Source organism: Sphingomonas beigongshangi, assembly GCF_016820445.1.
GTDB lineage: Bacteria > Pseudomonadota > Alphaproteobacteria > Sphingomonadales > Sphingomonadaceae > Sphingomonas > Sphingomonas beigongshangi.
Window position 1 is genome coordinate 244,587 of sequence record NZ_JADHDT010000006.1, and the last position, 14,931, is coordinate 259,517.

The 14,931-nt window shown below is 65.7% G+C and carries 12 protein-coding genes; 11 read left to right on the top strand and 1 reads right to left on the bottom strand.

Annotation, left to right across the window (positions count from 1 at the left end; genetic code table 11):
• Positions 1 to 10: 10 nt before the first annotated feature.
• The 11 genes from fucP (at position 11) to IQ292_RS12770 (ending at position 12,882) form a co-directional block, all read left to right on the top strand.
• Positions 11 to 1,216 carry an L-fucose:H+ symporter permease gene (fucP, locus tag IQ292_RS12720; protein WP_203310679.1) on the top strand — a complete coding sequence of 402 codons (1,206 nt, stop codon included), beginning with the start codon at positions 11 to 13 and terminating at the stop codon, positions 1,214 to 1,216.
• Positions 1,217 to 1,247: 31 nt separating this feature from the next.
• Entirely contained in the window at positions 1,248 to 2,387 is a 1,140-nt protein-coding gene (gene lldD, locus IQ292_RS12725; RefSeq protein WP_203310680.1) for an FMN-dependent L-lactate dehydrogenase LldD, read from the top strand.
• 123 nt (positions 2,388 to 2,510) lie between these two features.
• Positions 2,511 to 3,419 carry an ATP-grasp domain-containing protein gene (locus tag IQ292_RS12730; RefSeq protein ID WP_203310681.1) on the top strand — a complete coding sequence of 303 codons (909 nt, stop codon included), beginning with the start codon at positions 2,511 to 2,513 and terminating at the stop codon, positions 3,417 to 3,419.
• Positions 3,419 to 4,459, top strand: a complete 1,041-nt coding sequence (locus IQ292_RS12735; protein ID WP_203310682.1) for an LLM class flavin-dependent oxidoreductase — start codon at positions 3,419 to 3,421, stop codon at positions 4,457 to 4,459. Before IQ292_RS12730 ends, IQ292_RS12735 begins: the two co-directional genes overlap by 1 nt.
• 238 nt (positions 4,460 to 4,697) lie before the next feature.
• Positions 4,698 to 4,844 (top strand): hypothetical protein, encoded by a 147-nt coding sequence (locus tag IQ292_RS12740; protein ID WP_157080368.1) that lies wholly within the window; start codon positions 4,698 to 4,700, stop codon positions 4,842 to 4,844.
• A complete protein-coding gene (locus tag IQ292_RS12745; protein ID WP_203310683.1) occupies positions 4,837 to 6,198 on the top strand; it encodes a tyrosine-type recombinase/integrase in 1,362 nt (453 codons plus the stop codon). The genes IQ292_RS12740 and IQ292_RS12745 overlap by 8 nt, the downstream gene beginning before the upstream one ends.
• Positions 6,199 to 6,271: 73 nt before the next feature.
• Complete coding sequence (locus IQ292_RS12750; protein ID WP_203310684.1) at positions 6,272 to 6,718, top strand: MerR family transcriptional regulator; 447 nt, start codon at positions 6,272 to 6,274, stop codon at positions 6,716 to 6,718.
• Positions 6,708 to 7,286 (top strand): PIN domain-containing protein, encoded by a 579-nt coding sequence (locus tag IQ292_RS12755; RefSeq protein WP_203310685.1) that lies wholly within the window; start codon positions 6,708 to 6,710, stop codon positions 7,284 to 7,286. The genes IQ292_RS12750 and IQ292_RS12755 overlap by 11 nt, the downstream gene beginning before the upstream one ends.
• A 139-nt stretch (positions 7,287 to 7,425) precedes the next feature.
• Positions 7,426 to 8,178: an ImuA family protein gene (locus IQ292_RS12760; protein WP_168073947.1), complete on the top strand. Its 753-nt coding sequence runs from the start codon at positions 7,426 to 7,428 to the stop codon at positions 8,176 to 8,178.
• Complete coding sequence (locus IQ292_RS12765; protein ID WP_203310686.1) at positions 8,093 to 9,613, top strand: Y-family DNA polymerase; 1,521 nt, start codon at positions 8,093 to 8,095, stop codon at positions 9,611 to 9,613. The genes IQ292_RS12760 and IQ292_RS12765 overlap by 86 nt, the downstream gene beginning before the upstream one ends.
• Positions 9,610 to 12,882 carry an error-prone DNA polymerase gene (locus tag IQ292_RS12770; protein WP_203310687.1) on the top strand — a complete coding sequence of 1,091 codons (3,273 nt, stop codon included), beginning with the start codon at positions 9,610 to 9,612 and terminating at the stop codon, positions 12,880 to 12,882. The genes IQ292_RS12765 and IQ292_RS12770 overlap by 4 nt, the downstream gene beginning before the upstream one ends.
• 13 nt (positions 12,883 to 12,895) lie before the next feature.
• Here IQ292_RS12770 and IQ292_RS12775 read toward each other — a convergent pair whose 3' ends face one another.
• Positions 12,896 to 14,767, bottom strand: coding sequence for a bifunctional diguanylate cyclase/phosphodiesterase (locus tag IQ292_RS12775; RefSeq protein ID WP_338057632.1), 1,872 nt, complete (start codon positions 14,765 to 14,767; stop codon positions 12,896 to 12,898).
• Between the last annotated feature and the right edge of the window lie 164 nt (positions 14,768 to 14,931).

Consider the following 14,931-nt stretch of genomic DNA (forward strand, 5'->3'; position numbering starts at 1 on the left):
GGGAGGATCGATGAAAACCCGTGCCGCCGCGACGCCGCTCGCTCCCCTCGTCCTGATCGTCGCGCTGTTCTTCCTGTGGGGAGTCGCGAACAACCTGAACGACGTGCTGATCGCGCACTTCAAACGCCTGTTCACGCTCAGCGACTTCCAGGCAGGACTCGTGCAGTCGGCCTTCTACCTGGGCTATTTCACGCTAGCGATCCCTGCGGCATTGTTCATGCGCCGCTTCGGCTATCGCGCGGCAGTGCTGCTCGGCCTGTGCCTTTACGGCGCCGGCGCCCTGTTGTTCTGGCCAGCGGCGGGGGCGGCGAGCTACCCGGCCTTCCTCGTCGCATTGTTCGTCATCGCCAGCGGCCTGGGTTTCCTGGAGACCTCCGCCAATCCCCTGATCGCCCGGCTGGGCGACGAGGAGGGCGCCGCGCGGCGCCTCAATCTCGCGCAGGCGTTCAATCCGCTGGGCTCGATCGCGGGCGTGCTGATCGGCCGGACCTTCATCCTTTCGAACGGTGACGAGCATAGCGCGACCGCGGTTCAGATCCCCTATCTGACCATCGGTCTGGGCGTGCTGTTCTGGGCATTGCTCATCCGCCTCACGCCCTTTCCGGCGGTCGCCACCGATCATGACGACGCCGAGGGCCCCGGCGCGGCGGGCGACCTGCTTGCCGTGCTCCGGCGAGGCCGCGTCCAGCTCGGCATCGTCGCGCAATTCTTCTATGTCGGCGCGCAGGTCGGCATCTGGAGCTTCCTGATCCGCTACGCCGAAGTCGCGATGCCCGGCACGTCGCAGCGCGCGGCGTCGGACTATCTGACCGCGTCGCTCGTCGCCTTCATGGTCGGTCGCTTCGGCGGCACCGCGCTGATGGGGAGGATCAGGCCACTGCCGCTGCTGGCGATCTTCGCCGCCGCAGCCGCGGCATGCTGTCTTGTCGCCACGGCGGTCGGCGGTTTCGCCGGTGTCGTCGCGCTGGTGGCCAGCAGCATCTTCATGTCGATTATGTACCCGACGATTTTCGCCGAGAGCGTACGCGGTCTGGGCGGGTTGACGAAATCGGCATCGGCGCTGCTCGTGATGGCGATCATCGGCGGCGCGGTCTTTCCCGCGCTGATGGGGCTTGTCTCGGATGCGAGCGGCACGATCCTCGACGCGATGCTGGTACCCGCCGCCTGCTTCGGCGTCGTCCTGCTGTTCGCGCTGACCGCGCGCCGCAGTGCATGACCATATGCGCGTCACCGGATAAGAAGACGCCATGACGATCATCGCCTCCACGCTGGACTTCCGCACCGCGGCAAAGCGGCGCCTGCCGCGCTTCCTGTTCGATTATGCGGACGGCGGCGCCTATGCCGAGGCGACTCTCACGGCCAATGTCGCCGACCTGCAGGCGATCTCCTTGCGCCAGCGCGTGTTGCGCGACGTATCGCAGATCGACGTATCGACCGACCTCTTCGGCCGCCGCCAGCCCTTGCCGATCGCGCTCGGCCCGGTGGGAATCGGTGGCATGTACCGGCGTCGCGGCGAAATCCAGGCGGCGCGCGGCGCGCATGCACGCGGGCTGCCATTCACCCTGTCCACGGTGGCCTTGTGCTCGATGAGCGAGGTGCGAGGCGCCAGCGACGGACCGTTGTGGTTCCAGCTCTACGTGCTGCGCGATCGCGGGTTCATGCGCGAATTGCTCGCGCGTGCGAAGGCGCAGGGCGCCGAAACTTTGGTCTTCACGGTCGACATGCCCGTCCCCGGCGCGCGCTATCGCGATGCACATTCCGGCATGTCGGGCCGGCACGCACCTTTGCGCCGCGCGATGCAAGCCATGGGGAAGCCGGCCTGGGCATGGGATGTCGGCCTGCGCGGGCGACCTCACCGGCTCGGCAACCTGGAACCGGTGCTCGGCAATGCCAGCGGCATGAACGACTATATGGGCTGGCTCGGCGCCAACTTCGATCCGTCGATCCGCTGGGCCGATCTCGAATGGATCCGCGCCGCCTGGGACGGCCCGCTCGTCATCAAGGGCGTGCTCGATCCCGATGATGCCCGCGCCGCCGCCGACCTCGGCGCGGACGGCATCGTCGTGTCCAACCACGGCGGACGGCAACTCGACGGCGTGCCCTCCACCGCGCGGGCGCTTCCCGCGATCGCCGCGGCAGTGGGGGACCGGCTGACCGTGCTCGCCGATTCGGGCGTGCGCTCCGGCCTCGACGTGGTGCGCATGCTCGCGCTCGGGGCGAAGGGCGTGCTGCTCGGGCGGGCCTGGCTCTACGCACTGGCGGCGGGTGGCGAAGCCGGCGTCGTGCAGTTGCTCGATCTGATGGAAAAGGAGATGCGCGTCGCCATGGCCCTGACCGGCGTGCGGCGGATCGCGGAGATCGATCGCGACATCCTGGTCGATCCATGATGCCTCGCGGGGCGAGCGAAGGCCCTGCCGCCCGGTTCCGGGCGGCGCCCGACAAGCTCATCTTGTCCGAGCCATAGCGGTGGCCGGTTCCCATTCGCCGGGCAGTTCGGCATGGAGGCTGCCATGACGATCGATTTCGCGATTCTTTACGAGCATCCGCAATGGTTTGTGCCGCTGTTCGCGGCGCTGGACCGGCGCGGCGTCCGCTACCGGGCGCTGACGACCCGCGGCGCTTTCGACCCGGCCGACTCCCAGCCGCCCGCGCCGCTGATCCTCAGCCGGCTCGCCATGTCGGCGTTCCTGCGTGACACCGAGCATCCGATCTTCTGGGCGCAATCCCTGCTGTCGCGCTGGGAACTGTCGGGCGCGCGCGTGCTCAACGGCACGCCGGCATTGGCGGTCGACACGTCGAAGGCGCGCCAGCTCGCACTGATCGCGTCGCTGGGCCTGGCGATCCCCGCTACGCGCGTTGTGCACAGGGCCGCCGACGTACCCGCCGCCGCAACCGAGATCGGCTTTCCGCTCGTCGTGAAGGCCAATATCGGCGGCGCCGGCGCGGGCATCGTGCGTTTCGACGACGCGGAGGCGCTGCACGCCGCCGTCGCTGACAATACGCTGCCGACGAGTATCGACGGCGTGCTGCTGGTGCAGGATTACGTTCCGGCGCGCGGTGGCACGATCACGCGCATCGAGACGCTGGATCGCACCTACCTCTATGCGATCGACGTGGCGGGAGCGGGCGCGTTCGACCTGTGTCCCGCCGATGCCTGCCAGGTGCCGGGCAGCGCGATCACCATGACCGCGGCGGAGCCTGCCGCGCCGCTGCGTGCGGCGGCCGAGGCGATCGCCCGCGCCGCGTCGCTCGATCTGGGCGGTGTCGAGGTGATGATCGACGACCGCGACGGCACGCCGCGCTTCTACGACGTCAACGCGCTGTCGAACTTCGTCGCGAAGCCGCTGGACGTGCTCGGCTGGGACCCGCACGACCGGCTGGTCGACCGGATCGTTGCCTGGATCGAGGAGGCCCGCTGATGCGCTACGGTTTCTGGATGCCGGTGTTCGGCGGCTGGCTGCGCAACGTCCCCGACGAGGGGATGGAAGCGAGCTGGGCCTATGCCAAGGCGTTGACGCAGGACGCGGAGCGATGGGGATACGACCTGACGCTGATCGCGGAACTCAACCTCAACGACATCAAGGGGATCGACCAGCCCGCGCTCGATGCCTGGTCGACCGCCGCCGCGCTTGCCGCGGTGACCGAGCGGCTCGAGCTGATGGTCGCGGTACGCCCCAACTTTCATCACCCCGCCCTGTTCGCCAAGGCGGCGGCCAATATCGATCGTATCGCCGGCGGCCGCCTGTCGCTGAACGTCGTGTCGAGCTGGTGGGCGGACGAGGCCCGCCAATACGGACTGCAGTTCGACCAGCACGACGACCGCTACGCGCGCACCGCCGAATGGCTGGAGGTGGTCGACGGGCTGTGGACGCAGGAGCGGTTCAGCTACGCCGGCAAATTCTATGCGACGGATGCGGCGATCTGCGCGCCCAAGCCGGTGCGCCGCCCGATCGTCTATGCCGGCGGCGAGAGCGAGGCGGCCAAGACGATGATCGCCGCGCAATGCGACGCCTATGTCATGCATGGCGATCCCGTGGCGGCGATCGCCCCCAAGATCGCCGACATGGCGGCGCGCCGCCGGGCGGCGGGCGGCGCCCCGATGCGATACGGCATGGCGGCCTATGCGATCGTGCGGGACAGCGAGGCGGAGGCGAAGCGCGAGCTCGAGCGCATCACCAATGTTGCCACCCTGCCCGCCGGCTATGCCAATTTCGACCAGTGGCTGTCGGGCACCCAGCTCGAGCGCGAGCTGAAGATCCAGGAATATTCGGTGTCGAACCGAGGCCTTCGCCCCAATCTGGTCGGCACGCCCGAACAGCTGAAGGAACGTATCGCGGAATATGAGGCGGCCGGCCTCGACCTCCTGCTGCTGCAGATGAGCCCGCAGGCGGAGGAAATGGAGCGCTTCGCCGCGCAGGTGATGGGCACGCACGCCGCGAGGACCCCGGCAACGGCCTGAGCGCCCGACGGCCGCCCGCGTGGTCCCACGACGGATCACGGCAGCGGGCGGAACGCGCAGCGACCGGGACGCCGCCTCGCGGGAGGCGGCGGCCGCTTCTGCCGCACGCACGACAGGGCCGTCGCACCGACTGGGATCGTCATCGAAAGGTCTGGCGCACCCGACAGGATTCGAACCTGTGGCCTCTGCCTTCGGAGGGATTATCGCTGGCTCCGCCAATAAACGCCAGGAGCCGCCGATGACCGCCTATCTCCCTGTAATCGCTAAAGAATTTGATTTCGGCTTCCGCCGGAAGTACGCTCTGTCTCGCCACAGTTTTCGCCCGCTTGCTTACGTGATGCTTACGCGAGAGAGCGCTGTCGGCTCGGAGAAAGCCCATGTCTAAGCTCACCAAAAGGGTCGTTGACGCCGCTGAAAGCCGCTCCAAAGATTACGTCATCTGGGACGACGAACTTCCCGGCTTCGGCCTCCGTGTCTTCACGTCGGGAAAGCGCAGCTACGTCATCCAGTATCGCCTCGGCAAGCGTTCGCGTCGGTTCACCATCGGTTTGCATGGCATCTGGACGCCCGAGCGCGCGCGCCAGGAAGCGAAGGTCCAACTAGGCCGCATCGCTCAGGGTGAAGATCCCGCCGAGGAGAAGCAGCTCGACAACAAGGCGATCACCGTCAAGGAGCTGTGCGACCTCTACGTCGCTGATCTCAAGGCTGGCCTCATCTTGGGTAAGGGTGGCCGGCCAAAGAAGGCGAGCACGATCCTCTCGGATACAGGACGCATCGAGCGCCACATCGTGCCCTTGCTCGGCACTCGGAGGGTCAAGGACCTTGTGAAGGCCGACATCACGAAGGCCCTGAAAGACATCATGGCCGGCAAGACCCGCTGCAGCGTCAAGACGAAGAAGCTGCGCGGCCGCGCCATCGTACGCGGCGGTGCCGGAACGGCTACCCGGACGATCGGACTGTTCGGCGGCATCCTCACCTACGCGGTTGAAGCAGGCATCATCGACCTCAATCCCGTCCACGGCGTCCGGCGGCCGAAGGACAATGTGCGCGGACGGCGCCTGACCGAGGCCGAATATCGCCTGCTCGGCGACATCCTGACCAAGGCTGCAGAGAACGGGAAGTATGAGTTGTCGGTCGACATCATCCGGCAGCTCGCGCTCACCGGATGCCGTCGGACCGAGATGATCACCTTGGCTTGGAGCGAGGCTGACACCGATTCAAGCTGTCTCCGGCTGATCGACAGTAAGGAAGGAAGCTCGATCCGTCCGATCGGCTTGCCTGTCGTGGAGTATCTCGAAAACCGCCGGAAGGAGCAGACCGGCACCTACGTCTTTCCCGGCCAGGGTGATGACAATGCGTTCGGGAGCTTCCCCAACCATTGGGAGCAGATATTCGCGGACACCGCGCTCGCCGACATCACGCCACACGTCCTGCGGCACAGCTTCGCCAGTATCGCCAACGATCTCGGCTTCACCGAAGTCACGATCGCCGCGCTGGTCGGGCATGCGAAGGGATCGGTCACGAGCAACTACATCCATACGCTCGATACCGCGCTCATCATGGCCGCCGACACTATCTCGGGCTACATTCAGGGGCTTCTGGATGGGATCGAGTTCAAACAGACGGCCTACGCCCTGGACCGGGACTCCCGGAAAGCCGCCCTCGCGCGGTTCCTGCAGAAGGCCGCCGCTACCGAACAGGACACGGCCGAGGACTCGGAGCAGTTGCTTGCAGCTTGATCGCGCGATGGGGGTTTCAGTTATTGCAGTTAAGCCCCGCAACCCTTATATTGGCTGGTCAGGAGACACGATCATGGCCAGCCAAGTGGTGCAGTTCGCCGGTCTGTCCGACCGCGACCGCAAGACTGTGACGCCTCTGCCAACCTTGGCAGAGGGCGATCACGTGGAGCTGCATGTGCGGCGTCGCGATGGACGGGAGCAGACCCTGTCCCTTCCGCCGGCCGCCATCAGCGCCGTCGAGACGCTGCTGTCTCGCCTGCTGAACGGCGAGAGGGTCGCCGTGCTCACGGAAGATCAGGAGCTGAGCCCGACCGACGCATCGGTGATCCTGGGCATCTCGCGTCCGCTCGTCGTCCATCGCATGGACATCGGCGATCTGCCGTTCCGCTACGTCGGAAAGCACCGCCGGGCATCGCTGAAGGACGTGCTGGCCTTGAAGGAGACGCTGGACGCTCGCCAGAAGGCGATGGACGTCCTGGCCGAGGACACAGAGGATCTTGTCGTCAACCATGGCCTCTAGACCGCCCATCGCGGTCTACGACGCCTGCGTCCTCTATCCCTTCCATCTGCGCAATGTGCTGATCCAGTGCGCCTTCGATGGCTTAGTCGCCGCGCGCTGGACCAACGACATTCACGCGGAATGGATACGCAATCTCGCCGCCAATTCTCCCAGCACACCGGTCGCGCGCTTCGAGACCACCCGCGACATGATGAAAGCCGTCCTGCCTGACGCCAATGTCGCCAACCATCGGAGCCTGATTCCGAGCCTTTCCTTGCCCGATCCGGATGACCGGCATGTGCTGGCGGCCGCGATCGCTGGCGGTGCCGAGACGATCGTCACTTGGAACCTGAAGGATTTTCCCGCTTCGCAGATCACCCCTCACGGAATCGCCGCTATGTCGCCCGACGCCTTCCTTTCGGCCTTGCACCGAGCCTATCCGAAAGCCCTTCTAAGCAGTATCGCGCGGGCGCGCGAAAACCTCAGACGCACGACGCCATCCGTTGCGGAATTCATAGACATTCTCGAAGCGCAGGGGCTGGCCGAGTTCGCTCCCGTCCTGCGGCGCCGCAAAGCGCACCTGGCCTGATCCCCCCGCAGGGCTCGGAAATTCCGCTTCGAGTTATCGCCGCAGCGGCAAGGCCGCAGAATCATTCTTGACTCTATGACCCGAAAATCAGAACAAATCGCGAACATGACTACGCCGCCTTCGGAGGTCAAGAACGCACTTGCGGCCCGAGCCCGCCATAGAGTCCCTGCGCGCGCAGATCGAGAAGATCGAAGGCCGAAGCCGGCGCGCCAAATCGGTCCTTCCTTTCGGAATCACCGAGGTGGATTCGCGACTCCCCGGCGGCGGCCTTGCCCTCGGCGCGCTGCATGAAATAGCCGGCGGCGGCAACGGAGCGGTCGACGGAGCCGCAGCGGCTTCCTTCAGCGCGGGCCTCGCCGCCCGCACCAAAGGCAAAATCCTCTGGTGCATCACGCGCGCCGACCTATTCGCGCCCGCCATTGCCCAGGCAGGCCTCGCGAGCGACCGCGTGATCTACCTCGAAGCCGGCGACGACAAGACCGTCCTCGCCTGCATGGAAGAAGGATTGCGCCACGGCGGCCTCGGGGCCGTCATCGGCGAGGTCGCCCGCCTTTCGATGACAGCATCAAGACGCCTGCAACTGGCGGCCGAAGGCGCCGGCTCGCTCGGGATCGCCTTGCGGCGCTGGCGGCGACAGACAGAGGCGACGGATTTCGGCCAACCGACATCTGCGATGACGCGCTGGCGCGTCTCCGTAATGCCCTCAACGCCGCTACCCGTTCCCGGCGTGGGCCGCGCACGCTGGTTGGTTGAACTCATCCGCGCCCGAGCGGGCGAAAGTGCAGATTTCGAGTTGGAGGCGTGCGATGACACGGGTCGTCTCGCTCTTCCTGCCGAACTGGTCCACAGACCGGCTTCGGCGGAAGGCTGGCGACGCGGCGCCTCCGGCTGAGGCGCCGCTCGTCCTGATTGGCCGCGACGGGAACAGGCGGGTGGTGCTGGCGGCGGATGCTGCGGCCCAGGCCGCCGGACTGCGCGCCGGCATGCCCGTCACTAAGGCACAGGTCCTGGTGCCGGCTCTTATCGTGCAGGATGCCCAGCCAGTAGCCGACGACGAGGCCCTTGAGCGCCTCGCGGTGTGGCTCCTCCGCTATGCGCCTATCGTGGCTCCAGACCCGCCTGACGGCCTCATCATCGACTCGACAGGCGCTGATCACCTCCACGGCGGCGAAGCCGTCATGCTGGAGGGCTTGATCGGGCGCCTCGCCATGTCCGGGATCACCGCTAGAGGCGCGATCGCCGACACATGGGGAGCAGCCCATGCGCTGGCCCGGTTCGTGGCGCAGCCTGCCGTCATCGCGCCGGAGGGTCACGGCCCATCCGTCTTGGAGCGGTTACCGCTTGAGGCGTTGCGCATTCCAGCCGCGACCACTGCGGCGTTGCGCGCACTCGGCTTCAGAACGGTCGGCGATCTTCTGGCGCAGCCGCGCGCACCGCTCACCTTGCGCTTCGGCCCGGAACTCGGCCGACGCTTAGACCAGGCCTTGGGCACTGCGGCCGAACTCATCGAGCCGGTCCGGCCTGCCGATCTCATCGAGGTGCGCCGCGCCTTCGCTGAACCGATCGGCGCGGCCGAGACCATCGCCCGCTACATCGGCAAGCTCGTCAACCAGCTTTGCGAGCGACTGGAGGAAGGCGGCCTCGGCGCACGCAGGCTCGATCTCATCTGCCACCGCGTCGACAGCCGGGCCCAGGCCGTGCGGGTCGGCATGGCCACACCGGTCCGCGACGCGAAGCGGCTGACGCGCCTCCTGTGCGACAAGATCGAGACCATCTCGCCCGGCTTCGGCATCGAGGTGATGACCCTCGCCGCCAGCGTCGCCGAACCGCTTGAGCGCAGACAGATCGTCAGTTCTTTGGTTGAGGAGAGCGCCCCCGACGTCTCCGATCTCATTGACACCCTGATGAACCGCGTTGGCGAACGTGCCCTCTATCGGCTTGCCCCTGTCGCCAGCGACGTTCCGGAGCGGTCTGTCTGTCGTATCCCGGCGATGGCGGCCGATACGGGAGTGGGCTGGCCCGGCCATTGGCCGAGGCCCTCGCGCCTACTGCCGACGCCCGAGCCGGTCGAGACCGTCGCGTTGCTCCCTGATCATCCGCCGGTCTCGTTCACCTGGCGCGGAATCCGCCGCCGCCTTCGACGCGGCGACGGCCCGGAGCGCGTGTTCGGCGAATGGTGGAAGCGTGACGCCGAGCTGGCCGCCGTCCGCGACTACTTCCGGGTTGAGGACGACGCCGGCGAACGCTACTGGCTGTTCCGCGCCGGCGACGGCGAGGACACCGCCACAGGCTCGCACCGCTGGTTCATCCACGGAGTCTTCGGATGAGCGAGCCCCGCTACGCCGAGCTTCAGGTCACCTCGCATTTCAGCTTTCTGCGGGGGGCGTCGTCCTGTGAGGAGCTGTTCGCCCAGGCGGCGTTCGCCGGGATCGAAGCGCTGGCCGTGGTGGACCGGAATTCGCTCGCCGGCATCGTCCGGGCCCACGAGGCGGCGAAGACCACAGGCGTCCGCCTGATTGTCGGCTGCCGCCTCGACCTCGCCGACGGTATGTCTGTGCTGGTCTATCCGACCGACCGACCTGCCTATTCCCGTCTCTGCCGCCTACTGTCGCTCGGCAAGCGGCGCGGCGGAAAGGCAAGGTGCGTGCTCGAATGGCAGGACCTCGTCGCTTACGGCGAAGGATTTATCGCCGTCTTCGTGCCGGATCTCGCGGATGACCAATGCGGCCTTCGTCTGCGCCGACTGCGCGATGCGTTCGGCGATCGGGCGTATCTGGCTCTGACACTGCGTCGCCGGCCCAACGACCAGCTTCGCCTTCACGAGCTGTCGAACCTCGCCACCAAGATGCGGGTCGCGACCGTGGTGACGAACGACGTCCTCTTCCACGAACCCGCCCGCCGCATCCTTCAGGACGTCGTCTCATGCATCCGGCACAACGTCACGATCGATACGATCGGCGACCGCCGGGAGCGTCACGCCGATCGATACATAAAGCCGCCCGAGGAGATGCACCGCCTCTTCAGCCGCTACCCCGAGGCGCTTGCCCGAGGCCTGCAAATCGCCGACCGCTGCCGCTTCAATCTCGACGAGCTGGCCTACCAATATCCGGAAGAACGCGACGATCCGGCCCTTACGCCGCAGGAGACGCTGGCGAAGCTCACCTGGGAAGGCGCAGCCGAGCGTTACCCGGAAGGCGTGCCCGATAGCGTGACCACCGCGCTTCAACATGAGCTGCGGCTCATCGAGAAGCTCGACTATGCGCCATATTTCCTGACCGTGAATTCGATCGTTCGCTTCGCCCGCTCGAAGGACATCCTTTGCCAAGGGCGCGGATCGGCTGCCAACTCCGCCGTCTGCTATGTCCTTGGCATCACGTCGATCGATCCCGGTCGCAACGATCTTCTCTTCGAGCGGTTCGTGTCCGAGGAACGCCGAGAGCCGCCCGATATCGATGTCGATTTCGAGCATGAGCGGCGAGAAATCGTCATGCAGTGGGTGTTCGACGCCTACGGCCGCGACCATGCCGCTCTCTGCTCGACCGTCATTCGCTACCGCACCAAGGGCGCGCTGCGCGATGTCGGCAAGGCGCTCGGCCTCCCTGAAGACCTGATCGGGACTTTGTCGTCACAGGTCTGGGCCTGGTCGGAGGAAGGCGTCGAACAGAAGCACGTCGAGGAACTGAATCTCAATCTCGCCGATCGCAGGCTTCGCCTGACGCTCGATCTCGCCCGGCAGCTCATGGGCGCGCCGCGCCATCTGAGCCAGCATCCCGGCGGTTTCGTCCTGACCCATGACAGGCTCGACGACCTCGTGCCGATCGAGCCCGCCGCTATGAAGGACCGGCAGGTCATCGAGTGGGACAAGGACGATATCGACGCCCTGAAATTCATGAAGGTCGACGTCCTGGCGCTCGGGATGCTGACCTGCATGAAGAAGGGACTGGACCTTCTGGCCGAGCATAAGGGCGTCAACCTCGACCTTGCCTCCATCCCGGCTGAAGACCCGCGCACCTACGCGATGATCCGCAAGGCGGACACGCTCGGCACGTTCCAGATCGAGAGCCGGGCGCAGATGTCGATGTTGCCGCGTCTGAAGCCTCGCACCTATTACGACCTCGTCGTACAGGTCGCGATCGTCAGGCCCGGTCCGATCCAGGGTGACATGGTACATCCCTATCTTCATCGCCGGGAGGGCCTTGAACCCGTCCACTACCCAAAGCCCGAGCTGGAGAAAGTGCTCGGCAAGACGCTCGGCGTGCCGCTCTTCCAGGAGCAGGCGATGCGGGTTGCGATCGAATGCGCCGGCTTTACTCCCGGCGAAGCCGACATGCTCCGCAAGTCGATGGCCACTTTCAAGTTCACCGGCGGCGTCTCGCATTTCCGCGATAAGCTGATCGCCGGCATGGTGGCCAACGGCTACGAGCAGGCGTTCGCCGAGCAGACCTTCAAACAATTGGAGGGCTTCGGCAGCTACGGGTTTCCGGAAAGCCACGCAGCCTCTTTTGCGCTAATCGCCTACGCCTCGGCCTGGCTCAAATGCTGGCATCCCGAAGTGTTCTGCGCCGCGCTGCTGAACAGTCAGCCCATGGGCTTCTACGCGCCGGCGCAGATCGTGCGTGACGCGCGTGATCATGGCGTCGAAATCCGTCCGGTCTGCGCCAACGCATCCCGATGGGACTGCACGCTCGAGCCCGCCGGTAGCGAAGAGCGATTCGCCATTCGCCTGGGTCTGCGCATGGTCAAAGGCCTCGCCAATGCCCACGCCGCGGCGATCGTCACGGCCAGGGCGGATCAGCCCTTCGGCTCCGTAGACGATCTATGGCGCCGTGCCGGCATCCCCGTCGCGGCGCTCACGCAAATCGCCGAAGCGGACGGATTTCGACCGCCCTTCGGCCTGGCACGCCGCGAGGCGCTATGGGCGATCAAGGCTCTGCGCGATGAACCGCTCCCGCTCTTCGCCGCCGCGTCGGCCCGAGAGACGGAGATCGTGCCAGAGGTCGCCGAGCCGGCCGTCATCCTGCGCCCCATGACGGCGGGCGGTGAAGTCGTAGAGGACTACCGACATGTCAGCCTGTCGCTGCGGGACCATCCGGTCTCGTTCCTGCGCCGGGAGCTGCGCCGTCGCCGCATGGTCACTTTCCAAGAGGCGATGGACGCCAAAGACGGCCGATGGCTAGAGGCAGCCGGCATCGTGTTAGTGAGACAGCGGCCTGGCAGCGCCAAGGGCGTCATGTTCATCACGCTCGAAGACGAGAGCGGAATTGCCAACCTCGTGGTCTGGCCCAAGGTCTTCGAGCAGAACCGCCGCACCATCCTGTCGGTCGGCATGATCGCCGTGCGCGGGCGCGTTCAACGCGAAGGCGAAGTGGTTCATCTCGTTGCGCAGCGTCTGACAGATCTTTCCGCTGAGCTGGCAAGCGTCGGCGAGCGCGACACGGCCTTTCCACTACCACATGGGCGCGGCGACGAATTCCATCACGGCTCGGCAAGCCCAGACCCGCGCGGCCTACCGCCAAACGGGCTTCGAACCCGCGATATTTATATCCCCGACCTTCACATCGACACTATCGAAGTCAAAACGCGCGATTTCCACTAGGGTGCCACCGCGCTCAAGCGCTGCGCACTCTTCGGACACGACTGGTCGAACCCTCCATCGGACTTTGGGCGAAGATCGGCGTCGCACCTTCACGGCCGCTCGCATGGCGACGTAGCAAGGCCGACGTCGTGTCGCGGTCTGCCGCACGGGCGAACGCAAAGCCTTGCCCGACTTTGCAGCCCATCGACCAAAGCTGGCTCGCCTGAACTTCTGTTTCGATCCCCTCAGCCACAATCTCAATGCCGAGCTGCCGCGCGATATCGATGAGCCCCTCGACGATCACCATGCTTGGATCGTCCGGCCATAAACGGCCAATGAAAGCCTGATCGATCTTGATGATGTCGACCGGGACGTTCAGCAGATGCGTCAGCGACGCATGTCCGGTCCCAAAGTCATCGAGCGCGACGCGGACGCCGGCGGCGCGCAATGCCTCTATCTCCCGTGCTACGACGCGATCACTTCGGCCGATACATGCGTCCTCGCTCACTTCGACGATCAAACCACCGAGCGGGACGCCAGCGCGACCGAAGGCATCTTCGAGTTTTTGAGCCAGGCTGCCCGTATAGAAATCGGCGGTCGAAACATTGAGGCCGACCTGCTGGACGAGCAGACCCCGATCCCGCCAGAAGGCGATGTCCCGCGCAACCGTCACCGCAACACGTTGCGTAAGCTCCGCAGCGATGTGGGCGTCGCTGGTCGCTTCCCGAAAAGCTAGGGCACTGACGAGTTCACCCGTCACGGTGCGCATGCGGCAGAGCGCCTCGAGCCCGACAATCTCGCCCGTATCGAGACCGACGATCGGTTGGTAATGCGTTTCCATGCGATCATCGGCGAGCGCATCGGCCACATCGCGTATCGCGTCCCGGCGCCGCGTGATCCGCGTGCCGATTCCCGGCCAGTAGCGCACGAAGCCGCCGCGCCCGGTCTCCTTGGCGTGATAGAGCGCGAAATCCGCGGCCTCGTTGACCGCCATGGCACTCCGTTCGGAGACACCCAGAACGGCGCCGCCGATCGTCGCACGAGGCGCCACGGCATGCCCCTCGCAATCGGCGCTGCGCTCCAATTCTGTCAGCACGCGTTCCGCCGCCGCATTCAGATCGGCGAGCGAGACGGGGTTCTGAATGATGACGGCGAATTCATCGCCGCCCAGCCGGAAGCTGACGTCGGGCGCCATCGCCCGCGCGATCCGGGTCCCCGCCGCCTTGATGAGAGCATCACCGGCCAGATGGCCGAACGTGTCGTTCACGATCTTCAGATTATCGAGGTCGATGATGAAGAGGGCCCAGGCCCCCGGGACGTCACACGGAATCTGCGCCATCGCGACGTTGTAGGCCGAGCGGTTGGGAAGTCCGGTCAGCGCGTCTATGTTCGCGCGGCGCTCGCGGTCGACGGCTCGCTCATGCCGCTGAAGCGCGAGACCGCAGAGATCGACACAGGCTTCCGCCAGCGCGCGCTCAGAAGCGCTCGGCGAGCGCGCTTGCTCGCTGTAGAAGCCGATGACGGCAATGGCGTCACCGCCCGCGTTGACGACAGGGAAGGACCAGCATCCGCTCACGCCAAGGCCTTCTATGAGTCCCATGGAGCGGGCGCAGCGCAGATCACGTCGGATATCCTCGATGATAACGGGTTCGCGCAGATAAGCCGCAGCGCCGCAGGACCCGACCTCCGGGCCGACCATCATCCCATCCAATGCAGAAGAATAGTCCGCAGGCAGACTCGGCGCTGCGAGCGGATGCAGAAGTCCGGCCTGATCGACGGTCAGGATCGAGCAGATCACGCCAGACATCAGTGTCTCAATGTCGGCACAGAGTTCGCGCGCCGTGTCAGCCACAGGTTCGCTGTTGGCGATCATCCGCAATATCTTGTTCTGGATATGCAACAACACGGTCGTCGCCCAACTCAACTGACACTTAGGGATGCGACTATAATAGTCGTAAGATGTGAAGTTCGGCTTACCTAACAAGATAAACATGGAGGTAATCATCGCTGGAGGGGAAAGCCTTCCCCTGCGGCCGAGCCTTTCGTCTCGACCGACCCCTTCTGCGGGGA